Origin of the sequence: Noviherbaspirillum sp. Root189 (assembly GCF_001428545.1) — a bacterium.
Taxonomy (GTDB): domain Bacteria; phylum Pseudomonadota; class Gammaproteobacteria; order Burkholderiales; family Burkholderiaceae_D; genus Noviherbaspirillum.
The window spans coordinates 25,946-47,466 of the sequence record NZ_LMHZ01000026.1; the positions used below are offsets into that span (position 1 = coordinate 25,946).

Annotated in this window: 22 protein-coding genes and 1 tRNA gene; 9 read left to right on the forward strand and 14 right to left on the reverse strand. The window is 54.9% G+C overall.

Annotated elements, in window-relative coordinates; all coding sequences use genetic code 11:
- Window positions 1-166 precede the first annotated feature (166 nt).
- Window positions 167-886, reverse strand: a complete 720-nt coding sequence (locus ASE07_RS16580) for a Crp/Fnr family transcriptional regulator (protein ID WP_057291946.1) — start codon at window positions 884-886, stop codon at window positions 167-169.
- Between the two features lie 381 nt (window positions 887-1,267).
- On the opposite strand from ASE07_RS16580, the gene ASE07_RS16585 reads away from it, so the two are divergent.
- Window positions 1,268-1,343, forward strand: a tRNA-Thr gene (locus ASE07_RS16585).
- Between the two features lie 229 nt (window positions 1,344-1,572).
- Window positions 1,573-2,262, forward strand: a complete 690-nt coding sequence (locus tag ASE07_RS16590) for a DUF4197 domain-containing protein (protein ID WP_057291947.1) — start codon at window positions 1,573-1,575, stop codon at window positions 2,260-2,262.
- Window positions 2,263-2,339: 77 nt separating this feature from the next.
- On the opposite strand, the gene ASE07_RS16595 is transcribed toward ASE07_RS16590, so the two are convergent.
- The 3 genes from ASE07_RS16595 to ASE07_RS28115 form a co-directional block, all read right to left on the reverse strand.
- On the reverse strand, window positions 2,340-3,353 hold the full coding sequence (locus ASE07_RS16595; protein ID WP_057291948.1) for a formylglycine-generating enzyme family protein: 1,014 nt from the start codon (window positions 3,351-3,353) through the stop codon (window positions 2,340-2,342).
- 467 nt (window positions 3,354-3,820) lie between these two features.
- Window positions 3,821-4,030, reverse strand: a complete 210-nt coding sequence (locus ASE07_RS16600) for a cold-shock protein (protein WP_057291949.1) — start codon at window positions 4,028-4,030, stop codon at window positions 3,821-3,823.
- A 249-nt stretch (window positions 4,031-4,279) separates the two neighbouring features.
- Window positions 4,280-4,597 carry a hypothetical protein gene (locus tag ASE07_RS28115; RefSeq protein ID WP_235548497.1) on the reverse strand — a complete coding sequence of 106 codons (318 nt, stop codon included), beginning with the start codon at window positions 4,595-4,597 and terminating at the stop codon, window positions 4,280-4,282.
- 349 nt (window positions 4,598-4,946) lie between these two features.
- Here ASE07_RS28115 and ASE07_RS16605 point away from each other — a divergent pair, with 349 nt between their 5' ends.
- Window positions 4,947-5,744, forward strand: a complete 798-nt coding sequence (locus tag ASE07_RS16605; RefSeq protein WP_057291950.1) for a hypothetical protein — start codon at window positions 4,947-4,949, stop codon at window positions 5,742-5,744.
- 68 nt (window positions 5,745-5,812) lie between these two features.
- Here the strand turns inward: ASE07_RS16605 and ASE07_RS16610 are convergent, their stop codons facing one another.
- From ASE07_RS16610 to ASE07_RS16620, 3 genes are read right to left on the reverse strand one after another with little or no spacing between them, the layout of a single operon-like run.
- Window positions 5,813-6,070 (reverse strand): hypothetical protein, encoded by a 258-nt coding sequence (locus ASE07_RS16610; RefSeq protein ID WP_057291951.1) that lies wholly within the window; start codon window positions 6,068-6,070, stop codon window positions 5,813-5,815.
- Window positions 6,067-7,626, reverse strand: a complete 1,560-nt coding sequence (locus tag ASE07_RS16615) for a hybrid sensor histidine kinase/response regulator (RefSeq protein WP_057291952.1) — start codon at window positions 7,624-7,626, stop codon at window positions 6,067-6,069. Before ASE07_RS16615 ends, ASE07_RS16610 begins: the two co-directional genes overlap by 4 nt.
- The gene (locus tag ASE07_RS16620; protein WP_057291953.1) at window positions 7,619-9,127 is read right to left on the reverse strand and encodes an ATPase domain-containing protein; all 1,509 of its coding nucleotides are present in this window, start codon (window positions 9,125-9,127) and stop codon (window positions 7,619-7,621) included. Before ASE07_RS16620 ends, ASE07_RS16615 begins: the two co-directional genes overlap by 8 nt.
- Window positions 9,128-9,797: 670 nt before the next feature.
- Here ASE07_RS16620 and ASE07_RS16625 point away from each other — a divergent pair.
- Window positions 9,798-10,103, forward strand: coding sequence for a hypothetical protein (locus tag ASE07_RS16625; RefSeq protein WP_057291954.1), 306 nt, complete (start codon window positions 9,798-9,800; stop codon window positions 10,101-10,103).
- A gap of 136 nt (window positions 10,104-10,239) precedes the next feature.
- Here the strand turns inward: ASE07_RS16625 and ASE07_RS16630 are convergent, their stop codons facing one another.
- Both ASE07_RS16630 and ASE07_RS16635 read right to left on the reverse strand, forming a co-directional pair.
- The gene (locus ASE07_RS16630) at window positions 10,240-10,827 is read right to left on the reverse strand and encodes a 2-hydroxychromene-2-carboxylate isomerase (RefSeq protein ID WP_057291955.1); all 588 of its coding nucleotides are present in this window, start codon (window positions 10,825-10,827) and stop codon (window positions 10,240-10,242) included.
- A 55-nt stretch (window positions 10,828-10,882) separates the two neighbouring features.
- The gene (locus tag ASE07_RS16635) at window positions 10,883-11,620 is read right to left on the reverse strand and encodes an SDR family oxidoreductase (protein WP_057291956.1); all 738 of its coding nucleotides are present in this window, start codon (window positions 11,618-11,620) and stop codon (window positions 10,883-10,885) included.
- 94 nt (window positions 11,621-11,714) lie between these two features.
- Here ASE07_RS16635 and ASE07_RS16640 point away from each other — a divergent pair, with 94 nt between their 5' ends.
- Together ASE07_RS16640 and ASE07_RS16645 are read left to right on the forward strand one after the other, a co-directional pair.
- A complete protein-coding gene (locus ASE07_RS16640) occupies window positions 11,715-11,936 on the forward strand; it encodes a hypothetical protein (RefSeq protein WP_057291957.1) in 222 nt (73 codons plus the stop codon).
- 97 nt (window positions 11,937-12,033) lie between these two features.
- Window positions 12,034-12,864 (forward strand): acyl-CoA thioesterase, encoded by an 831-nt coding sequence (locus ASE07_RS16645; RefSeq protein ID WP_200960955.1) that lies wholly within the window; start codon window positions 12,034-12,036, stop codon window positions 12,862-12,864.
- A gap of 69 nt (window positions 12,865-12,933) precedes the next feature.
- Here the strand turns inward: ASE07_RS16645 and ASE07_RS16650 are convergent, their stop codons facing one another.
- Window positions 12,934-13,212: a hypothetical protein gene (locus ASE07_RS16650; protein WP_057291958.1), complete on the reverse strand. Its 279-nt coding sequence runs from the start codon at window positions 13,210-13,212 to the stop codon at window positions 12,934-12,936.
- 199 nt (window positions 13,213-13,411) lie between these two features.
- Here ASE07_RS16650 and ASE07_RS16655 point away from each other — a divergent pair, with 199 nt between their 5' ends.
- From ASE07_RS16655 to ASE07_RS16665, 3 genes are all read left to right on the forward strand, one after another.
- Window positions 13,412-13,834, forward strand: coding sequence for a DUF2946 domain-containing protein (locus ASE07_RS16655; protein ID WP_057291959.1), 423 nt, complete (start codon window positions 13,412-13,414; stop codon window positions 13,832-13,834).
- Between the two features lie 348 nt (window positions 13,835-14,182).
- Window positions 14,183-16,531: a TonB-dependent receptor gene (locus ASE07_RS16660; RefSeq protein WP_057291960.1), complete on the forward strand. Its 2,349-nt coding sequence runs from the start codon at window positions 14,183-14,185 to the stop codon at window positions 16,529-16,531.
- A gap of 57 nt (window positions 16,532-16,588) precedes the next feature.
- Window positions 16,589-17,824, forward strand: coding sequence for a sialidase family protein (locus tag ASE07_RS16665; protein ID WP_156396698.1), 1,236 nt, complete (start codon window positions 16,589-16,591; stop codon window positions 17,822-17,824).
- Window positions 17,825-17,949: 125 nt separating this feature from the next.
- On the opposite strand, the gene ASE07_RS16670 is transcribed toward ASE07_RS16665, so the two are convergent.
- The 4 genes from ASE07_RS16670 to ASE07_RS16685 all read right to left on the reverse strand — a co-directional run bounded on the left by ASE07_RS16670 (window position 17,950) and on the right by ASE07_RS16685 (window position 21,154).
- Window positions 17,950-18,924, reverse strand: a complete 975-nt coding sequence (locus tag ASE07_RS16670) for a DUF3618 domain-containing protein (RefSeq protein ID WP_057291962.1) — start codon at window positions 18,922-18,924, stop codon at window positions 17,950-17,952.
- A complete protein-coding gene (locus ASE07_RS16675) occupies window positions 18,921-19,325 on the reverse strand; it encodes a phage holin family protein (protein ID WP_200960956.1) in 405 nt (134 codons plus the stop codon). The genes ASE07_RS16670 and ASE07_RS16675 overlap by 4 nt, the downstream gene beginning before the upstream one ends.
- Window positions 19,322-20,182 (reverse strand): hypothetical protein, encoded by an 861-nt coding sequence (locus ASE07_RS16680; RefSeq protein ID WP_057291963.1) that lies wholly within the window; start codon window positions 20,180-20,182, stop codon window positions 19,322-19,324. Before ASE07_RS16680 ends, ASE07_RS16675 begins: the two co-directional genes overlap by 4 nt.
- 480 nt (window positions 20,183-20,662) lie before the next feature.
- Complete coding sequence (locus ASE07_RS16685; RefSeq protein WP_057291964.1) at window positions 20,663-21,154, reverse strand: BON domain-containing protein; 492 nt, start codon at window positions 21,152-21,154, stop codon at window positions 20,663-20,665.
- Between the last annotated feature and the right edge of the window lie 367 nt (window positions 21,155-21,521).

Consider the following 21,521-nt stretch of genomic DNA (forward strand, 5'->3'; position numbering starts at 1 on the left):
AGAGGAGGGAGTCGGCGATCAGGCGTCAAAATCTGCGCCGCTCTGGGTCTTTACGGCGCAAAACGACTATCGTACCTAACCGTCACAGTCGGCACATTAAATGTTTCCGTATTTCCTCCGCCTAGCGGAGAGCAGCGATCGTTTCGCCGGCACTGTGGTCGACAATTTACGCTGTGCCAAGCAAGTGGTCGACTTGTTCGCGAACGATGCCATAGCATTCGCAAGCCAGCTCTTCCAGGCCTTGGCGGTTCAGAATAGACATCCGTCCACGGCTGTAACGGATAAGCCCTGCCTGCTGGAAGGCGCTGGCAACCAGGCTGACGCTGGGACGATGCACACCCAACATGTCAGCAATGAATTCCTGCGTCAGATAGAAGTGATCTCCTTCCACCCGGTCGTGCGTCATGAGTATCCATCGCGCAAAGCGTTCTTCAATCGTATGAAGACGATTGCATGCGACTGATTGAGACACCAGACTGAGATACACCAGCATGTAGCGTTGTGCAACACGGCGCAAAGGCGTATCGCCAGCCGTGGCCTCCTTGAAATCGTTGACGGTCATCCTCAAGGTATTGCCATCGACCTGGCATACGGCTGTCTCCGTAGAGAGTTCGCCGCCAGCCAGCACTTCAATACCGATAAAGCCTTCGTTGCCTACGGTGCCAACTTCTACGGCTGAGCCGTTGAGCATGTAAGCCAATATAGAGAGTACGCAGGTACAGGGGAAATAAACATACTGCGGCGGTTGGTTTCTCTCGAAAAGCACCTGTTTGATTTTCAATGGGACGGTATGCAAGCGAGGTGCGATCGCACCGTATTGTTCGTCGGTCAGCGTCGCCAGCAGCAGATTGCGGCATCGCGGTTCGGATGCGGATGAAGAGTACATGATGGGCCTTCCTGAAGTGGTGCATGGAACACCGAGGAGAAACAGCCCAGGATCCGGTTTGGCAATAGAGGGAGGATTTCGGCTCGTAGCATCAAGATCAATTTAATACTTATACGCCCGTATGGGCAGCAATACAACGACCTCCATCGCAACACTTTGGCGATACGGGAGGGTTGCCAGTTTGCAGCCAACGTCGCGGCATCTTCGGCAAGCTCGCAATGTATTGTGCGATACAGAGGTTGTCGCCAGAGGTGGCGTCACGCAGGGTTCGAACATGTAGAGTGGCATAAGAAGGAAGCTGCCTTAACGTCACTCGAACGCCACCCGAATTTGTGACAACGCAAGAATGCCTCCGTACCCTTGCCGTATTCTTTGTACATTGCCGGCTTAGCTCAACAGGTAGAGCAGCTCAAATGTAATGAGCAGGGAGGGGGTTCGAGTCCTTCAGCTGGCACCAGCTTTTCTTGCTTCGCCCTCTCTTCCACAGATTTTCCGCTGCTCGCATCAAACGCTCAACATTCCCGGCGCAAATCATTCGGCCAGACGCACCTTGGCAAATCTCCTTGCTGAAATGCATGCGCACCGCGACATCATGTCAAAACATCTGAACTCACGGTATTTTGGCGGGAAGCGCTTACCGGAGTAGACTGACATGCTCTCACTCAACTTCCGCGCCGGGTTCTGAAATGTTTATTCCATCCGTACAAAAATCATTGTTGCTGTCGCTGTGTATCGTTGCCTCAAGCGCAATGGCGGTTTCCATTGCTGATCTGTCGAATCAGGACGCCACCACCGGGCTGAAAGCAGCACTGGAAAAAGGGGCAAGTGCCGCCGTAAGCAAACTTGGTGTCACAAACGGCTTTCTCAACAACGATAAAGTGAAAATTCAATTGCCTCCCATACTGGAGCAGGCGCGCCCTCTGCTAAAAATGACGGGGCGCGGCCAGCAGCTTGACGAACTGGTAGTGTCAATGAATCGCGCGGCGGAAGAGGCAGTGCCGCTGGCCAAGCCACTGTTGCTCAACGCCGTGAAATCGATGTCGGTAGCCGATGCCAAGCAGATTCTTACTGGAGGAGACACATCGGTCACCAGTTTTTTTCGTGACAAGACATCGTCTCAACTTGCAGTAACGTTTTTGCCGATCGTAAAAAAGGTAACCGACCGTTCCGGCCTGTCGGCTCAATACAATGCGACGATGTCCCAGGTTGCCAGGGCCGGACTGGCACCGCAGCAGGCAACGGTTGAGGATTACGTGACCCAACGTGCGCTGGATGGTCTGTTTACAGTGATTGCCGACGAAGAAAAGGCAATTCGCCGCGACCCGTTAGGATCCGGCAGCAAGATCATCGGTAAGGTATTCGGTGCGTTGAAGTGATTTGATGATGTTGTCACAAGCTGCTGGCATCGTCGTAGAGGAGTTGGAGACTACAACCTCGGATGCTGTCGCGGACCTTATCTGAGTTCGCGTACCAGTCGCATGCCAACAAGGGTGTATCTGGTGCTCTGCGAATTCCAGTTGCGGTATGAGCTGCGCGCATACAACGGCCACGTATGCCAGGAACCGCCGCGTCGTACGCGTACCGATCCGGTAGGCGGGCCTTTGGGGTCATCGACTGGCGAGATCGCATAATAGCTCTCATCGTACCAGTCGGCCGTCCACTCCCATGCGTTACCATGCATGTCGTAAATGCCGAATGCGTTTGGCATAAAGCTGCCGGCCGGTGCGGTAAATGGATAGCCATCCGGTTCTGCGAGTGCATAGCTTTTCCATTTATTCCAGAATTGCACCGCATCGGCATCGAAGATGTTTGCTGCCTTTGGCAAAGACTGCGGTGCGTCGCCACTGTGATAGCGCGTGGTCGTACCGGCGCGGGCGGCGTATTCCCATTCGGCTTCGGTTGGCAGGCGATAGGGGACTCCTTCCTTTTCGCTAAGCCATTTGCTCATGGCGACTGCATCGTTCCAGCTTACGTTGACGACAGGATGATCGTCACTCTGCGCGAATCCGGGGTTGCGCCACGAGTATTTAGGATCACGCCCCTCAAATGCATCGCCGCGTACTGTTCTGCCCGGATCATAGTCGGCGTTGTAACCATACCCGCCGGTACCGTCAGCCTCGGACTCCGGGACATAGCCTGACTGTTCGACGAAGCGACGAAATTGCCGGACCGTTACTTCGTATTGGCCAAGGTAAAACCCCTGCGTGATCCGAACTTTGTGCACAGGCGCCTCGTCGCTAAGGTCCTTGAAACGCTTTTGATCGTATTGGGGGTAGGACCTGGCAAGTGATTCCGGTGACTCATCGCTACCCATCATGAATTCGCCAGCCGGGATCAGCACAAATGTCATGCCCAGTGAATTTTCGATCTTCGCTGGTGGCGAACGCACCGGTTCCGCAATCGACGAGGAGGCTACGGACGAAGTGGCTAACGCCCAGACTAGCGAGGAGACTGTTCGTAGAAACATAGGCATGCATTCAAGTGGAAAGCTGCGATAGATCGTGATCTATGCTGGCACAAGAAAGTTTCCGACGCAATATCCTTGAAGATCGGGGAGATAAGACGTTTTGCCCGATGCGTCCATCCCGACGCAGAAGAGCTTGAGGCAGGTGATGCGCTACTGACGGCACAATGAAACGCGCGCCCGCACCGATAATGAGCGCACTATCGATTGCAACGCGCAAGGAAATGCCGGTGCCGTAAACGCAAAAAAGCTCGCCTAAGCGAGCTTCCATTCATACTGATGCATCCACCTGCCAAAGACCCATGCTATCTGCATGGTGCCCCTGGCATCATTATCCGACAACCCACGCTATCTGCGTGGTGTCATCTTTATCTGTTCAGGCTGCATCATTTGCCGTTGAATTCGCAAGTGCGACCTTCAACGGCTGTTGAATTCGGGTTTTCCCTGCGCATAAACTTGCGCGAGGAAATTTAAATCACGCGAATATTGCTTGCCTTTTCGCCTTTGGGACCAGTGCCGCGGTCGAAAGACACACGCTGGTTTTCGGACAGGCTTTTGAAGCCATTGCTCTGAATGTCCTGGAAGTGCGCGAAGAGATCAGCGCCGCCGCCATCAGGAGTGATGAAGCCAAAACCTTTGGAATCGTTGAACCACTTTACCGTACCAGTTTGAGTACTCATGTTATTTCCTTGTTTGAATAGTTTGAATAGACAGGGGCATGTGCCCGCAGCACACTGGAAACCAAGATATGTAACCGAAGGGAGTCAAACAGGGATCGCTCTGGAGAAGAGCAACACGGGAAAGAGACCAACAATAACGACGACTTGATGCAAGTGCAGAGCCTACTATACAGACTAACGCAGGATTGACCTACACAATTCTGCGTTTATTTTAAATGCCTTCTTGCCGATCTGAACTATTCCTTACGCTTAGCGAAAGGAGTAGGTTGGGGCCGGCGGTACGGAAAGCAATTGGGCAACAGCACTTCGTAATCTCTCTTCGCTTCGTTTGAGCCTCGACTCACTGGCCGTTGTGCTAAGTTCCAGATCCGGGAAATAAACACGCACTGTTTTTGTTTCAGTAAAGAGATCGAGACGGTGAGCATGTTGAAGACCGAAATCCTGTCCCAGATCCCATTCACACTTAACAATGGACAAGCCTTTTTCCTGGCCGATCGCGATTGCTTTTGCGGAGAGGGCTTCGGCCCCGGCCTGGCGGTTGATGGTGGCATGATGGTTTTGTTGCATGACTACTGACTCCAATGTTGACGCGTGACGGCTGCGCTGTTGGATTAAATTGACTGACGATGTTTAACAAGGCGGTGAACACGTATTTCAGGTTCGCATCGTCAGGCGAGAATATGTTCGCGGGCAAGTCCACTCTTTTGCATATTGTGCCAGTGACGCCTGTTTGCAAGGTAACGATCTCGCTATTTGATGAGGCGCCGCAAGAACCTTGCGATGTCAGGCAATAAGCTCGTTTAGCAGGTTGACTTCCTGAAGCAGAAGCGATACTGCTATGCAAGGTAATCCCCGATTTTATCTCCTTAATCTCCTTATATACTTTGGCATCACATTTCCGTAAGGAGCGCCCTCCGTGACAGTTCTCGTTTCCGTCAAAATCAATGATGGTATTGTAATGGCGACCGATAGCGCCAGTTCGTTTGCCAGCGGCATGATCTATCATAACTCACGAAAGATTGTGAATCTGCGCGAAGGACTTCCCATTGCTGCAATGGTGACGGGGGCGGGCGGAATCGGCAACGAATCCATCGATACGTTGCTAAAGGATTTACGTCAGCGATTTACCGGACAGGATCCGGCGCACAAGGACTGGATCATCGATCCGGACGATTACAGCCTCGAAAACATTGCGGCGAAGCTACGTCGGTTCCTGTTCGAGGAAAAATCTCTGACGCATGGTGCGACGACCTGGACTAAATTTCGCCTGTGCGGCTACTCGGCGGGGCGGTCTCTGGCTGAGGTGTGGGAAGTTAACCTGATGGGTGAAAATTGCCCGTCGCCATCGTGTATCCAGCACGAACAGGAATTCGGGTTGCGCTGGGACGGTGAATATGAGGCGCTGGACAGACTGGTGTTCGGATTGGGAACCCGATTCAATGAGTCGGCCGTCCGCCACGGCCTTTCTACGGAAGATGCAGCGACGCTCAGGGAAAAGCTTGTGCCGGATCTCTATGAACTATTGTTCATCGAGGCCATGCCGATGCAGGATGCGATTGATCTGGCCCGTTATCTTGTCGACACCACCATCGGTTTTGTAAAGTATTCAGTATCCCGCCCTAAAACCGTCGGTGGTCCGATCGAGATTGCATCAATCAGCAAGCATGAAGGATTTCAATGGGTGCAACGCAGGGGTGCAGGAGCCGGCAATTAGAGCCGCATTAGAAATGCTTTCGAGTGCTGCATTGTCGGGAGGCTTTTCAATAACGACGAACCCATGCATCACTCCGCGCGATGTTGATCAGACGATAATTTCATGATCGTGTCCACATCGGATTTGGCGTTGAACTGTATCTTGCCTTCCTTGTACAACACGCCACCGATTTTCGAGAGCACTTCAAAATTTTCTTTTGATAGCTTGCCGCGGGAGTCCGCCAGTAGTTGCGCGAGCGCCAGGATAACGTCGTTGAGCGGTGCAGTTTCGGAGGGTATCTTGTCCGCCTCCTGGCGGAAGATGTCCAGTATTTCGTCCTGAGTCATGTTGCCTCCGTTGATTGTATTGAATGTGGCGACGAACTAACAATACTGCTCAACAGGCGTGCGAGTTTTGCAGTGTCCAGAGGTTTAACTAAATGATGATCAAATCCAGCGGCAATGGACTTTTCCTTGTCACGCTCGTGGCTATAACCGGTTACGGCAATTAATACCGCAGTGCATGTTTCCGGCATGGCGCGTAAGCGACGCGCAAGCTCGTGGCCATCTATATCCGGCAGGCCAAGATCAAGCAGGCAAACATGCGGCAATGTTGCCCTGGCACGCTCTATCGCATCGGCGGCAATGTACTCAACGGATACAGTATGTCCGGTCGCGCCCAGAAACATCTCCAGCGTGTTGGCGGCGTCTTTATTGTCATCCACCACCAGGATCCGTAACGGCTGGGTCGAATGTCGGACAAGTTGCCGTGTCGCGTCGCGTGCATTTGCGACTTCCCATTGTATCGGCATACGCGGCAGGCGAACGGTAAAGGTGCTTCCTTTACCTGGTCCCTCGCTATAGGCCCCGACCTTGCCGCCATGGGAAGTGACGAGGTTTTTGACAAGTGCAAGGCCCAGTCCCAGTCCTCCCTGTGACCGGTCCGGTGTCCGTTCGGCCTGTGCAAACAGCTCGAAAACACGTGACACCATTTCCGGCGCCATGCCGATACCATCGTCGGACACATCGAGTGTAATTTCCTCCGGGTGAATCTGTAGGCGTACAACGATGTTGCCGCCTTCCTGCGTGTACTTCGATGCGTTGCCCAGCACGTTAGCGATGACCTGCACCAGTCGCTTCCGGTCGCCTACTACGGGAGCCGGATCAGGCGAAAGGTGAAGCGCCAGATGATGTTTGCGATGGGTGATCAGCGGGCTGACCTGTTCAACGGCTTCCGCCAGAATATCCCGCACATCAAGCATTTCCTTTTGCAGCGTGATAAGTCCGCGTGTCACGCGTGCCATGTCCAGAAGGTCATCGATCAGGGTCGTCATATGTCCTACCTGACGGGCGATGATCTCGCTTGTCTGCAATACCCGCTCCGGTTGGGAAGATACCAGCTCGAGCAGGTTTGCCGCGGCACTGATTGGAGCAAGCGGATTGCGCAATTCATGCGCCAGCATCGCCAAAAATTCATCCTTTCGCTGATCTGCGATACGCACCTCATATTGACGCAGTCGTGCACGCAGCGCCGACCGCGCGGCACTGATCAGGGTTGACGTGCGCACCGGGCGCTCCAGCAGCGTCAGATTACCCAGACGTTCGTATGCGCCCTTAATCCATGGCGATTCTCCGCCTGGTTTAGTCAGTACCAGTATGGGTAGATCAGACCAGGTCGGTTGCGTAAAAAAATACGCGCTCAACGGTTTTGAGGGACCTTCGGGCAGGGCTTCTTCGACAGTCAGAATCGCGGCGGCACCCTTATAGACTTCCCTGACAAGTTCGGTGAGACTGGTACAGACAAAACAGTCTAGTCCCGCATTTTCCAGGACATTGGACGCGAGTTCGGCGTCCCTGCCAAAGGGCATGCAAAGGAGAATACGCCGTTCGACGAGGTCAGACATTCGACTGCAGGTCCTTTTCTTCCGTATCGGGATCGCCGACCAGTTTGGGTACACCGGTCAGCACGCCATGAAATTGCTTGAGGGCCGGACCGATGTGGATGCCGTCTGAAGTGATGCTCATGCGGCGTATGGTGCGCTCATGCTGGCTCCCGCGTTTCTTGAACACAGATATTGCTTGCTGAACTTCACCGAACGCTTCGAAATATCGCAACAGAAGCACATTGTCCGCGAGATAGCTGGCGTCGACATTGGTGCTCATGTTCCCGCCGAACATTCCCTGTTGTACGCCGATGAGAAGCGTCACCACGCCGCGCTGACCGAGGTAGGTCAGGAGCTCGTGCATATGGGTGGCAAGCATTTTTTCATTCGGCATCGCTTGCAGAAAACCATTCAGGCTATCGATGACGATAACCCGGGCGCCCTGGTCCGCCGCGCGACATACGAGATGCACAAACTCACCGGGAGTCAGTTGCGCCGGATCCACTTGTTTTAACGTCAGTTGCCTAGATGGCAGATAGGCGCGCAGACCGATCCCCACATTGTCCGCACGGTTCAGAAAATTGGACGCGGACTCTTCAAAGACAAACATGGCCGCCTGATGTTGCTGTTGCAGGCAGGAGAAGACGAATTGCGCCGCAAGTGTCGATTTGCCTGTGCCTGGCGGGCCTGAAATCAGGGTACTGCTGCCTTGTTCAATACCACCGCCCAATAAATTGTCCAGTTCCGGCAAACCGCTCGAGAACTGCTGCGGATTGAGGTTCTCTCGCGATTCGGCTGCGATCAGGCGCGGATACACCACGATCCCGCCCTGCCGGATCTTGTAATCATGCAAGCCTTCGCGAAACGCGACACCGCGATACTTCAGGATTTCCAGCCGGCGTCGTATCCCGCCGTAGTCGGTTTGCATGCGTTCAAGTGAAATAACGCCGTGGGCAATACTGCGAACTTGCAGATCCCCGTCGCTTGCCGTGAGATCATCAAGGAAGATCGTCGTGCATGAGCGGCTGGCAAAAAACTGCTTGAACGCGAGCACTTGGCGCCGATAGACAAGCGGGTTCGAAGCGAGTAGCTGTAGTTCGGACAGAGAATCCAGGACCACGCGACTCGGTTGCAGCCTTTCGACAACAGACAGGATATCCCTTGTCGTGGCGCCGGTCTCCACGTCGCTCGGATGAAAGATGCTGTATTGCTGGTCGGGATCGAGAATGTTTTCAGACGGGATAACCTCTTCGATGTGAATTCCGTCCAGTGGCCAGCCGTGTGCCGCAGCGACCGCGCGTAGTTCTATGATCGTTTCTGAAAGGGTAATGTAGAGGACCGACTCGCCTTGACTTGCGCCCTCTATCAGAAACTGTAATGCGAGTGTCGTCTTCCCCGACCCAGGAGAGCCTTCCACCAGGTAAAGCCGGTCACGTGTAAAACCGCCATGCAATACCTCGTCGAGGCCTGCAATTCCGCTGGACAAAAACGCGTCGGTGTTGCTGTTTTGTTGTGAAGTCATGCGTATTCCCTCTCCGAAGCGCTTCAGGAAGATTCTCTATTGAACTACATAGGGATTCCTGCGCGATATGAGATCCCATGATACATGGGAATGCGTTCCAGCTTGGAATCGCCGTGACCTCTGCTGGGTAACCTCTGCTGGGTAGATACACGCTGGCAGGCGCACGCGGCAAGTCAGCGCCACGTTAAGCGACCGTGACGAGGGGAACATGTCTGCTGCGTCCAGCAAATTATTTTACTTTAGAAAAGATTGGCAGCGTCCACCATGCATCTTTCGATTCCGCTCAACGTAGCCGGTTGGTATTTCCCCGTGGAGATCGACCCGACATGGGAAGGCGCCGCAGCGCACGCACCGCCGGCGGGCAGTTTCGCGCTTCCACCGCGGGAGAAATTCGTGAACAGCTCGACGTTTATAAGGGATACCCGGTGTACCTTTTCGATGGGCCGCATTACGTACCGGCAGAAACAGTCAAAGCGCTTATGCATTAAATCTAGCCGTTCATTACAATCTGCGACGCAATGCCTGGACAGTAACTAATTAAGGAAGCATTGGTTGTTTGCCATCGCGGAGTTCCTTGGCGCATCTTTTAGTTAGCCGAGTTGTCAAGAAGGGCAATGACTCATAGTGCCGGAAGCGGTAGCATCGTCGTATTGCTAACCGAAAATATTTTATGAGCAGCGATCAACTTCTTACGACAGTCTTCGTCATTATCATTAGCGCAATTCTGGTTTACGTTGCCGGTTATTACAGCGGACGGCTGCATGGCTATCGTCAAGGCCTTGATAAAGGAGAAACGCAGTCCGGAAAAGTGCAGCACCTGAAAGGCATGACGGATGGTTATGTGATGGCACTGCAGCACACCCCTGGGCAACGCAATGAATACATAAACAACGTGCTGTTAAAAATCGGCGCGACTACGCCGGATGCAATTGAAGCTGAACGCCGGCTTCGCTTCCAGATGCAAATGGAAAGCTGACGATAAGGTTTGCTTCGAACCAAGCGCGATCTGAAATTGTGATTTTCTATCTCATCTTCATTGCGTCTGTCGACGCTGCGCCTCTGCGCGTCTGCATACGAAGCTTATGAAGCTAATCATGGATAAAGCATAGTTTTCAGGACAGGGCCATGTCGACAAAATCCAGGCGGTCTTGTCCCCAGTACATGTCCGAGCCGACAAAGAAGGTTGGTGCGCCGAACACCCCGCGCGCAACAGCTTCCTCCGTGTCACTTTTGAGCTTTGCTTTCACCTTGTCGTCCTTGATCAGTTCAAGAAAAAGAAGAGGGCTGATTCCGGCACCTTCCAGTACTGCCGCTACTTCCTCCGGATTGCCGAGGTTGCGCGGATGTTCAAACATCGCGCTGAATATCGCGGACAGATAACGATGAAATTCGGCATCGCTACGCATTTGCATGGCGACTGCGCCACGCATCAGTTGCAATGTATTGATCGGGAAATGAGGATTGTGATTGAACGTTACATTAAAGCGCCTTGCCCATCGCTCAAGATCGACTTTCGAGTACACCGCTTTTAGCGGCACGTTAGCCGGGCTGGCATTGCCGGTCGCCTGGAACACACCACCCAGAAGCATGGGACGCCATAGGATACTCGCATTCCTGGCGTGCGCTATTTTCGGCAATTGATGGTAGGCGAGGTAGCTGTAAGGGCTGCCGACATCAAAGAAAAATTCTATTTTTTTCATTTCTTATCCTGTCTTTATCCTATCTCATGAGCTGACGTTAGCATTACCGAGATTCTTACCAGCGCTCCATCCAGGGACGCAAGTCCAGTTCGTGAGTCCACGCATCGCGTGGTTGAGTATGCAGGTGCCAGTAGTTCTCGGCAATATGGTCTGGGTTGAGGATTCCGTCCTGATCCTTTAAGTCGTAACGTTCAGGAAAATTATCACGGATAAATGCGGTGTCAATGGCACCGTCGACGACGACGTGCGCGACGTGGATGTTCTTCGGCCCCAACTCGCGCGCCATACTTTGTGCCAATGCACGCAACGCGTGCTTGGCGCCGGCAAACGCGGCGAAGTTGGCTGATCCACGCAAGCCGGCAGTGGCGCCGGTGAAGATGATGGTCCCGCGCCCGCGTGTCACCATTCGCTTCGCGACTTCGCGCCCGACAAGGAAACCGCTGAAGCAGGCCATTTCCCAGATCTTGAAGTATTTGCGTGCGGTCTCTTCCAGAATGCTGCAAGGTACGTTGGCGCCGATGTTGAATACCATGACTTCAATGGGGGCGATATCGCGTTCGATGTCATCGACCAGTTTGACGACTTCCTCTTCCTTGCGTGCATCGGAGCCGAAACCATAAGCTTGTCCGCCGGCTGCCTTAATTTCGTCAATAAGTGGTTGCAGCTTGTCTGCGGAGCGCCGCGTCACACAGGTGATCAATCCTTCTTTCGCGAACTTTCTGGCGATGGCACCGCCGGTCGATTCGCCGGCGCCGATGATTAGCGCTGCCGCTTTAGTTGGTCTGCTTTCCATGTGTCCCCTCATCGGTTTTTGAATTACGATCGCTATGATAACGAACGTTATGCTAGCATTCTCAGTGTGTCAAGTGACTTGAAGGACAATGTAAATGCGATACAAGCCCGGTCATAAAGAGCCAGAACGCAGGGAATTGCTGAAGATCAGCGTTGGACTGATCGAGAAGGGCAGCCTTGCTGCGACAGGAGGTGGGTGCGTTGATGCAGGCGGCCGGCGTGACCAGCGGCACGTTTTACACATGACACTGCGGGCAAGCGCAATACCGGATGAGGCGATGCAGCGCACCGTCATCGGAGCAAGCACTTCCTGCTAGATACGGTGTCGCAACGCTACGTCAAGAAATCTTCCTGAGATCCTCAGGAGACTGTCCGTATTTGCAGGTAATAGACAGATAATTGAAAAGGGAACAGATGACTGTACAGACTCACCAAACGCCGATGCCGATGCATGTGCTCGATGCCGCGGTTGCGCTCGCACCGGAAGGCGACGACCAGTACACCGGCCACACGCATCCCGCTTACGGCAATATGGTTGGACCATTTGGCGGCACCATTGGGGCGACACTGCTCAATGCGATTCTTTGCCATCCGGCTCTTTTGGGCGACCCCGTATCCCTGACCGTGCATTATGCCGCGCCGATAGCGGACGGTCGCTTTACAATCCATGCAAGGGTGATGCGTACCAATCGCTCTTCGCAGCACTGGTTCGTCGAATTGATTCAATCGGACCAGGTCGCCGCGTTTGCCACTGCGGTCACTGCAATCCGGCGCGATACCTGGGGCGCGACCGATGCCGTATTTCCGCAAGTACCTCCGCCTGATACGCTCGCACCGGCACCTGCCGTCCCGCGAGCCGCATGGACAGCGTGTTATGACATGCGCTTTATCGATGGTGCGCCGGGCGCAGCCGATGCGGGCAACCACGCGTCGCAGTCACGACTATGGATCCGTGACCAGCCGCCGCGACCGCTCGACTTCCTGTCGCTGTCGGCAATCTGCGATGCCTTCTTTCCACGCATTTTCGTACGGCGACCACAATGGGTGCCAATTGGTACCGTGGCACTTACAACGTACTTCCATGCAGACGCCGAGCAGTTGCGTGCGCAAGGTACCGCGCCGCTGTTAGGCGTGGCACGCGCGCTTCACTTCGGAAAGGGATTTTTCGATCAGAGTGCTGAAGTATGGAGCCCTGAAGGAGCCCTCTTGGCGGCAAGCCATCAGGTGGTGTACTTCAAAGAGTAGACTTACTTGACACATGGCGGGCTGGTGCCTGACCAGTACCCCATGTTGCCGGCCTAATTTCCCCTGCATTCAGTTTTTGTCGTGGTGCCAGGCGGCTGACCAGTGGGCATAGGGAACGAGTGCCGAGCCGCGCCTGGAGCGTGCTTCGGATGCGGCAATTAAGGATTTCCGCGGCAAGTTAAATACGTCCGCATAAGCGTCGGACAGCGATAGATTGATCGGAGCACTGCGTTTTTTCGTTGCTGCCTTGGGCTTGTTCAATGCAAAAAGAGCGACAAAAAGATCTCGTGCGGTACGGACGACGTTCTCGGTGTATGAACTCGACGAACCGATCGTTATGGTAGTCATGGTATTCCTCCTAACGAAAATGAATTACTACGAACGTCATTGTAAGAACGTCGATGGTATAAAAGTATTGCTCTGCATTGATACACTCCATTCAGTTTGGATATATCATTATTGTCATCATGCAGGAGCTCACATCCAGTAAGCCGGCGCAAAGTCAGGGGAATACGATGCTATACCTCCAGCGTGATAAAATTTTGACATGACCAACCGACAGCAGCGACACATCACCGCATGGATAGCAAGTCTTGCTATCTTGCTCGCATCGCTGATGCCTGCAATGTCGCATGCCCTGTCCCTGTCGAAACACGCGAAGCAGAACACGTTCAGTTTCATTACTGAAATATGTTCGGTCAATGGCACCAGACTTCATACTGTCGACGCATCCACCGCATCCACCGCGCTTGCTGAAAAGACTTCCGGTGCGCATACAGATGGAACGGGCTCTGAGCACTGTCCCATTTGCCTGACCCAGACAGGCGCTGTCGGCCTTCCTCCCGCAGAGCGCATCATCTTTCCGATTCAACCGGGCGCAACGGTCCGGCCCGCACTGTTCTTCCATTCGCCCACCCCGCTTTTTGCATGGTCAGCCGGCCAGCCCCGCGCACCGCCACTCCTGTCCTGAGCGTCTCCAACGCAGATAAAGCTAACGAATGAAAAACCGTTAGCAATTCTTTATCAACATTTGTTCAAACCGGTGGCGCGTCAATGCAGCGGTGGCGGGACTTATACCAATCCCAACCCATAACGCACCATGAGATCGCGTCTTTTTCTGGGGGCGCCGAGCTGCCTGCCTGCGTTGCATTCGTCGTCAATAGCTCGCTATTGACTCCTCCTGCGCCTTGCCAGTCAAAAAAATCCATCGATCTCATTTGTCACGTTATAGCTTGGGATTGGTATTAAGCGTCGCCAATACGTAAAGCCTTTGCTCCGCGGCCGTCGGTCGAACAGTGGACAGGAAAATTCAAATAGCATGAAAAAGGTTTTAAACAACCACGGTAAATTGCGCCCGATGGCGGCTGCCATCCTTGCCTGGCTTGCTGCGCCGCTGCAGGTACTAGCCCAATCCAGTGAACAAATACTTCCGGCAGTTACCGTCGAAGGGGCACGCTCGGTTTCCGACACGAATCAATACCCTGTGACGACGGAAAGCGTGACTGCCGGCCAGGTCGCCGACACCGTCAATGCCGTGACCGTCGAAGACGCCCTGAAATATCTGCCAAACGTCCTGGTTCGCAGGCGCTTCATTGGCGATACGCAGGCTCCAATGGCCACAAGAACGACAGGGATCAATGCAAGCGCGCGCAGCCTGATTTTTGCCGATGGCATCCTGCTTTCTACGCTGGTTAATAACAATAACCAGAACGGTTCACCCCAATGGTTCATGGTGGCGCCGGACGAAATCGACCGGATCGATGTTTTGTACGGACCGTTTGCCGCGGCATATCCGGGCAATTCCTACGGTGCCGTGACCGAAATCATCACTCGCATGCCCAGGCAATTCGAGGCCAGTGCAAAAGTCACCGTCGCCAACCAGCATTTCAGTCAGTACGGCACCAGGGACCATTATCCTTCCACGCAAGCCAGCGTTAATCTCGGCGACCGCGCCGGCGACCTGTCGTGGTGGTTCAGCGTCAACCATCTGAACAGTTTCAGCCAGCCTGTCACGTCTCTCACCATCAATCAGTCAGCCACCGCCGCCACCGGCAGCGCTCCTTTGCTTGCAGGCGCCATTGCCGATCGCAATCGCACCGGCGCACCGATCCAGGTGCTTGGCGCCGGCAACCTGACCCATACCGTACAGGACACGGCAAAGCTTAAGCTGGCCTATGATTTTTCACCCGCACTCACCGCTGCCTACACACTGGGATACTGGCAAAACAACGCGGACGCCTTCTCACAATCCTATTTGACGACAGCCACAGGTGCGCCGTATTTCGGGGGCACGGGAAGCGTCAATATTGCCGGAAATGCGTATAGCGCAAGCAGTATCGGCGGCCTGTTCTCCAGCAACTCAACTGATCAGGCGCACTGGATGCAAGCCTTATCGCTGAAAACAAAGAACAGCGGGTCCCTGAACTGGGAAGTCATTGCGACGCATTTCAATTACGGGAACGAGCTTGCACGGACGTCGACCGGTCCCTATCCGCTTGCACAGAACGCCGGCCCGGGACGTATTGCCGATGCAAGCGATACCGGCTGGACCACTCTGGATGTGAAAGGAACGTGGCGTCAAAAGGGACGAGGAGCACGGCACTCAGTCAGTTTCGGCGCGCATGCCGACCAGTACAAGCTTGCCAATCCGACCTACAACACCAGCGACTGGATCAACGGCGACAAAGGTGCACTCTTTAGCGATTCCCGCGGCAAGACCCGTACCGAAGCTATATGGGCGCAGGACGCCTGGCGGATTGCGCCGGATCTCATGGCGACGATCGGTGGCCGATATGAGCGCTGGCGCGCCTACGATGGTTTCAACTTTGCGACCTCAGGCAGCGGCACGGGTTTTCCCGTGACTCAGCCGGAAGTGGCCGACAGCGGTTTTTCACCGAAACTCTCGCTGACCTGGCAAGCCAGCAACGACTGGAGCATGACCGGCTCGTTCGGCAAGGCGTTGCGCTTCCCGACCGTTGGCGAGCTTTATCAGAATGTGCAGACAGGACAAAGCTTCACGCAGGCGAACCCTTTCCTGAAGCCGGAAAAAGTGCTGGCCGGCGAGCTGGCGCTGGAGCGCAGGACATCGGACAGCAAGCTGCGCATCTCGCTGTTTGAAGAGCATGTCTCTGACGCACTGATTTCGCAAACGTCTTCGATCCCGGGCGTCGCAGTTCCCGTGTCGTTCGTGCAGAACGTCGACAAAACGCGGCAACGCGGTATTGAACTCGTGGGGCAAAAGAAAGATGTGCTCATCAAGGGCCTGGAGCTCAACGGCAGCCTGACCTATGTAGACGCAAGGATCACGGCTAACGCCGGCTATGTCGCGACAACACCCGGTGCTGCATCGGTTGGCAAGCGCACGCCCTATGTGCCTGAATGGCGGGCAACCGCCGTCGCAACGTATAAGCCGGACGAAAAATGGTCATACACACTTGCCGGCAGGTATAGCAGCCGACTGTATGCGACGGTCGACAACACGGACATCAATCCGGCAACCTATCAAGGTTTCGAAGGCTACTTTGTCGCAGATCTCCGCATTCGGTATCAGCTTGACCGACACTGGAGTGCCGCGACCGGGATCGATAATCTGAACAATCGCAAGTACATCCTGTTCCATCCATTCCCGCAACGCACTTTGTATGCGGAGCTGAAGTACGACTTTTAGCGTAACTAAACTAATCCAACTGAAGTGGCAAAAGGAAACCGAACCATCATGGAAAGCATGAAATCTCTAGTTCGCGCAGTGTCGACGCTTTTGTGTACGGCTTTATTGTCGACTGTGCCACCAGGAAGCATGGCGGCAGGGGCCGCCGCACACGATCATGGCGGAAAAAGCCATGGCAAGGCAGCAGCGTCCGATCTCGGCACTTCCGCAGTGATCGACAAGGAAGGGCGCATCTGGGCTGTTACCAAGCAGACGGCCGTTGACGGGCAGTACGTCGTACTCCAGTCATCGACCGATATGGGGCAAACCTGGTCATCGGCAAAACGGATACAGAAGCAGCCCGAACCGGTCGCCGCAAGCGGTGAAGCAAGACCGCATATCGCGCTTAGCAGTAAAGGTGAAATCTACATTACCTACACCAAGCCGGTCGCCCGTCCCCATATCGGCGATATCCGTTTCGTGCGCTCGATTGACGGCGGTGAAACCTTTTCCGAGCCGGTCACTGTGCACGCTAACCGTGACGTCATCACGCACAGCTTTGAAACCCTGCTGGTCGACCCTGAGGGGCGCATCTTCGTCGCCTGGATTGACGGTCGCGATGCGTTCCTTGCAAAATCAAGGAACGAACGCTACGCCGGCTCCGCCTTGTATTACGCCGTATCCCGCGATGGCGGCGCAAGCTTCAAAGGAGACTACAAGGTGGCCGATCACTCGTGCGAATGTTGCCGTGTCGGCATGAGTCTGGATGCGGATGGTGCGCCGGTCGTGATGTGGCGTCATATATTCGAGCCGAATATCCGCGACCATGCCATGGCCAGATTAAGTGTGGATGGCAAGCCAGGCCCAGTGCAGCGGGTAACCTATGACGACTGGCACATCGACGCGTGTCCGCATCACGGACCTTCGATTGCATTCGGCGCCGACGGAAGACGTCATCAGGTCTGGTTCAATGGAAAGGAAGAGGGCGGTGGGGCCTTTTACGCAATGACGAGCGCGTCCGGCGTATTAGCGAAGCCGGAGTCCCTCGGCGCGGCCCAGGTTTCGCATCCCGATGTCGCAGTGCAGGGCAAGCAGATGGCCGTGGTGTGGAAGCAGTTTGACGGAAAATCCACCGCGATCATGGCGCGCGTGTCCGACGATGGCGGCAACAACTGGCGCGAACAGGAGATCGCGCGCACGACTGCCAATTCGGACAAGCCACATCTCATTACGTCGCAATCAAGGATTGTGCTTGTCTGGCGGACCCAGAACGAGGGGATACGGATTTTTCCGGTTATGCAGGGAAAGGCTTGAGGTCACATTGCGTTTTGAGCGCAGCAGCTGGTACGTCGTAACGTTTAAAAACGCGCAGCGCCGCAGCCGGATGGCTTGCGGGCGCTGTTGGCTTGTAATTTACTGCAAGACTACACCAAGCCGGGCTAGTGGATGCTCGACTGTCCGGGCACGCTGCCGAATCGGGCAGCGTCGGATTCGGTTGCGGACATCGAACCTGGTCGGTCTCCGTCGTCAGCCCCCACGTTCGACAGGCCGCCCTTGACGCGTTCGGCTTCCTGCTTTGCGGCCTCCGCGACACGCTGTGCCGACTGTTTGACTGTCTCTGCCTGGCTCAGCGCTGTTTCCTTGGCCTTGTCCAGCAGATCGTCGCGCACGCTACCCATCAACTCGTTTTCACGGCGTGTCGCTGGCACCGCAGCACCGAGCGCGGCACCAAGAGCAACGCCCAGCGCGGCGATGACGAGCGGCTGCTCGTCGAGCAACTGACCGAACTGATCTCGCGCACGGTAATATTGCTGCTGCGAGCGCCTGCTCATATCGCTCATCCGTGCCTGTGCTTCCTCAGCGGTTTCATGGAGCCTTGTGCGTGCGGTCTGCCCGACATGAGACACGCGATCCGTCATCGAAGAAGCAGAGCTGCCGAGCTTCTGGCCCACGTCGCTGACCTTTTCCTTGAGACCGCTGGCGGTATCGCTTGCCTTCGACGCCGCGCGCTGCAGCATGCCGCCCTCGGTATCGCCGGAATATCCGGTAGCGTCATAGTTCTCGTAAGACGCGCCGCGATAGATTTCACGGGCATCGGGAGAGTAGGCGGATCGACGCATGGCACGACGGGATCGCGGTTGCGAATAGCTGGGCTGCTGGCGTCCTGCTGCCATCAGCCAGGCAATGCCGACACCGATCAGGGCAACCGGGATCGGATTATCCCGCACCGAATTGACCAGATTGGCGCCAAAGGCACCGGGCGTGGTGGATAGTGCATAGTCGACGGCCTGATCCATCATTTCGCTTGGGGAAAGTTTGCGCTGTATGGCATCGACGGTAGAGCTGAAATCAGCGCGTGTGCGTTCGATGTCGCTCTCGATTTCTTCCGGACTGCGGTTATCAGTATCTTTCATTGCATCTTCTCCTGTGCGACGATCTTGTCCCGCTTGAGCGAGTCCATTGTTTTGTTTGGCATGAGGTTCTCGGCAGTCAGCTTGGAGCTGCCGCCTTTGAGCATCACGTATCCGATGACGACGACTACGGCACCAACAATAAGCGGCGCGAGCCATGGAGCCACTGAAGGTGGCAATATCATTTCCACGCCTTTCACCACGGCAAGCAAAATGATGAACAGGCCGGCTAACAGAATCGCGGCACCGATGGCGACGGATGTCAACGCAGCTTGGGCGCTTCCGATCTTGGTTGACATCTCCGCGCGGGCGAGGGCGATTTCCTGGCGCACCAGGTCCACCATGTCGCGCGTAAGATCGGAGAGCAAGGCTGCAAGCGACTTGTCACTTTTGTCGATCATCATAGCGAGCCCCCTCCGGACCTGGAACCGTTCAGAGGTACTGTTCCTGTGCTGACGCTGCCAGCGCCCAGCGGCGCATCAGAGCTGCGATCGGGTGTGCCATCTGCGCCGATCGGCTGCCGCCCACCCGCCATGGTCGACATGGAATCCGTGTCGTCGGTCGCTGCAAACCGCTGGCGTGTCGCCGAGGTGGACATGGTCGACTGATACTGGCGATGCTCGGAAGAGCTTTTCAGAAAGCGCGCCAGCAGGAAGCCGGCCACGACGGAGCCAACCAGGAAAGTCCCGGGAGCGCGGCGTGCGAGATTCTGCGTATCATTAATCAGCGAATCGAGATCTTTCTCGCGTAGCCGTCCGCTAAAGGATTCAAGCTGGTCGGCAACCATACCGACGTAGCGTGCGACCTGGCCCTGACCCTCCCCTTCCAGATGGCTGGCGGTACTGCGGATGGCAGTCGCGACATTATCGACCTGACTGACCGCCGTCTCCTTCTGCTCCTCGAATACCGTGCGGCCTTTTTCCTTTGCGCGGTTAGCGACGTCGCCGGCATACTGCTTGGCCTCGCTCGCAATCCGTGTACCGCTTTCCTTAATAGCCTGCTTCGAAAAAGTCTTGTCCGAGCTCATGCCGGCGGTGCTGCCGGAACTCTGCGCATCCGAGGCGCTGCCGCTGCCCGTTGCTGTGGTTGCCGGTCCGCTGTTGCTGCCTGCGGTAGCTGATGGACTAGTTAATGCACTGGTTGATGTACTCGTTGATGTACCCGCTGCACCTGCTGTCGGGGTCGGCTGCAAGTGCTCGCCGGGTCCGGGCTGCAGCCCGCTCGCAATCGGGGTGGTCCCGTCCTTATTCTGGTCTGCCATCGCGTTCACTCCTGGTTAATGAATGTTGAGACCTCTATTAGATGAGAGTCTGAATCCGACATACCTCTGCTTAAGCGTCCGACGATATAGGCAGAGATAAGCCGAGTCACAACATGTTAGAAATGCAAGTGCTCGATTAGTTCGAAGACAAGTATGCGTATCATCAGCAATTTGCTGATTACATAAAGCGATATGGCGATGACAGACGACACCGTTGATTGCGTCTACGTAATATTGATTACCGATTGATCACTGCCGCAAAGTGACAGTGCTCCAAACTTGTTTTCGGGCATTCCATTGCAGCGGGATAAAGAACATTGAGGGTCGATTAACGACAAGCAGGTCTCGCGATGCTCCATCACCGGAAGCGCAATCATCTGACGCCGCGCAGCGACACAATGCGTTGCGCCGATATACACGAGATCATTAGATTAGAGCGCTCTGTTTGAGTGGCTGCCCCGCCTCCTCACTCCTGCGATTTCACCGTTCGCGCAACCGATACGGAGCGCGCCGAGAGCGGTCTACGCGCAGATCGACGAACGCTTGCTGCACGTAGCGCACGGATCTCGCAAATGCCTCGAGTTCCGGGATTTGTGACTCGCTTATTCCACATCCCTGAAGATAGGCCACTCGCCCTTGTACGGTTATCCATAAGGTCGTATTTGCGAATGGACCACGATCGCCAATTGCCGCCATGAATTCTTTTGCGATATCAACATCGTACATATATGAATTCTGGCGGTCGCAGTCACCGGCCAGCCAGCAGGTGGTCCCTTTCTCGGCTCTTCGGTGGGACTGATTCCGCATGGCACGCTCGTCAACGAAAGGACCTGCCGGCAGTGGGCAATCAGGGATGTGCCAGGAAACTTGAAAGAAAGGATCGTTGAACCAGTTGCGCAGTCCGTCAGCATCTTGGCCGTAACAGGGCGAGACGATCGTGAAAAACACAATAAGCGTCTTCATCACCTTCATATCAACGTCCGTTCGATGGATGCGAGTGCAAGAATGCCAAGGCAGACAAGGCGCAAATGCGATCGTTGAGGACAAGCGGCATAGCGGGTGGCTCACCTGGAATCGCGTTCAATAAATGTTGAATATAAATGCGTATCGGACTGCCGAAGATAATGAAAATTCAGTGGAGCACTGAACGTCTGACGGCGACATTAATTATTTAGTCCCTTTCCATTGAGGATGTGCTGCTTTTCCACTTCGATCATGGCTGTGGCTATGTTTATGTGAGGGACATGAACGCAAGGCTTGACAGGCCAATCCATGGATTGAATGTTTCTTAACACTGCATATACTGGAATTGTCCTCGGCAAGACACCATGGAGGCGGT

Bases quoted from the DNA above. Each gene is read 5' to 3' on its own strand.
- ASE07_RS16580 (WP_057291946.1), bottom strand. From the start codon at position 886: ATGTACTCTTCATCCGCATCCGAACCGCGATGCCGCAATCTGCTGCTG.
- ASE07_RS16590 (WP_057291947.1), top strand. From the start codon at position 1,573: ATGTTTATTCCATCCGTACAAAAATCATTGTTGCTGTCGCTGTGTATC.
- ASE07_RS16595 (WP_057291948.1), bottom strand. From the start codon at position 3,353: ATGTTTCTACGAACAGTCTCCTCGCTAGTCTGGGCGTTAGCCACTTCG.
- ASE07_RS16600 (WP_057291949.1), bottom strand. From the start codon at position 4,030: ATGAGTACTCAAACTGGTACGGTAAAGTGGTTCAACGATTCCAAAGGT.
- ASE07_RS28115 (WP_235548497.1), bottom strand. From the start codon at position 4,597: ATGCAACAAAACCATCATGCCACCATCAACCGCCAGGCCGGGGCCGAA.
- ASE07_RS16610 (WP_057291951.1), bottom strand. From the start codon at position 6,070: ATGACTCAGGACGAAATACTGGACATCTTCCGCCAGGAGGCGGACAAG.
- ASE07_RS16615 (WP_057291952.1), bottom strand. From the start codon at position 7,626: ATGTCTGACCTCGTCGAACGGCGTATTCTCCTTTGCATGCCCTTTGGC.
- ASE07_RS16620 (WP_057291953.1), bottom strand. From the start codon at position 9,127: ATGACTTCACAACAAAACAGCAACACCGACGCGTTTTTGTCCAGCGGA.
- ASE07_RS16625 (WP_057291954.1), top strand. From the start codon at position 9,798: ATGAGCAGCGATCAACTTCTTACGACAGTCTTCGTCATTATCATTAGC.
- ASE07_RS16630 (WP_057291955.1), bottom strand. From the start codon at position 10,827: ATGAAAAAAATAGAATTTTTCTTTGATGTCGGCAGCCCTTACAGCTAC.
- ASE07_RS16635 (WP_057291956.1), bottom strand. From the start codon at position 11,620: ATGGAAAGCAGACCAACTAAAGCGGCAGCGCTAATCATCGGCGCCGGC.
- ASE07_RS16640 (WP_057291957.1), top strand. From the start codon at position 11,715: ATGCGATACAAGCCCGGTCATAAAGAGCCAGAACGCAGGGAATTGCTG.
- ASE07_RS16645 (WP_200960955.1), top strand. From the start codon at position 12,034: ATGACTGTACAGACTCACCAAACGCCGATGCCGATGCATGTGCTCGAT.
- ASE07_RS16650 (WP_057291958.1), bottom strand. From the start codon at position 13,212: ATGACTACCATAACGATCGGTTCGTCGAGTTCATACACCGAGAACGTC.
- ASE07_RS16655 (WP_057291959.1), top strand. From the start codon at position 13,412: ATGACCAACCGACAGCAGCGACACATCACCGCATGGATAGCAAGTCTT.
- ASE07_RS16660 (WP_057291960.1), top strand. From the start codon at position 14,183: ATGAAAAAGGTTTTAAACAACCACGGTAAATTGCGCCCGATGGCGGCT.
- ASE07_RS16665 (WP_156396698.1), top strand. From the start codon at position 16,589: ATGAAATCTCTAGTTCGCGCAGTGTCGACGCTTTTGTGTACGGCTTTA.
- ASE07_RS16670 (WP_057291962.1), bottom strand. From the start codon at position 18,924: ATGAAAGATACTGATAACCGCAGTCCGGAAGAAATCGAGAGCGACATC.
- ASE07_RS16675 (WP_200960956.1), bottom strand. From the start codon at position 19,325: ATGATGATCGACAAAAGTGACAAGTCGCTTGCAGCCTTGCTCTCCGAT.
- ASE07_RS16680 (WP_057291963.1), bottom strand. From the start codon at position 20,182: ATGGCAGACCAGAATAAGGACGGGACCACCCCGATTGCGAGCGGGCTG.
- ASE07_RS16685 (WP_057291964.1), bottom strand. From the start codon at position 21,154: ATGAAGGTGATGAAGACGCTTATTGTGTTTTTCACGATCGTCTCGCCC.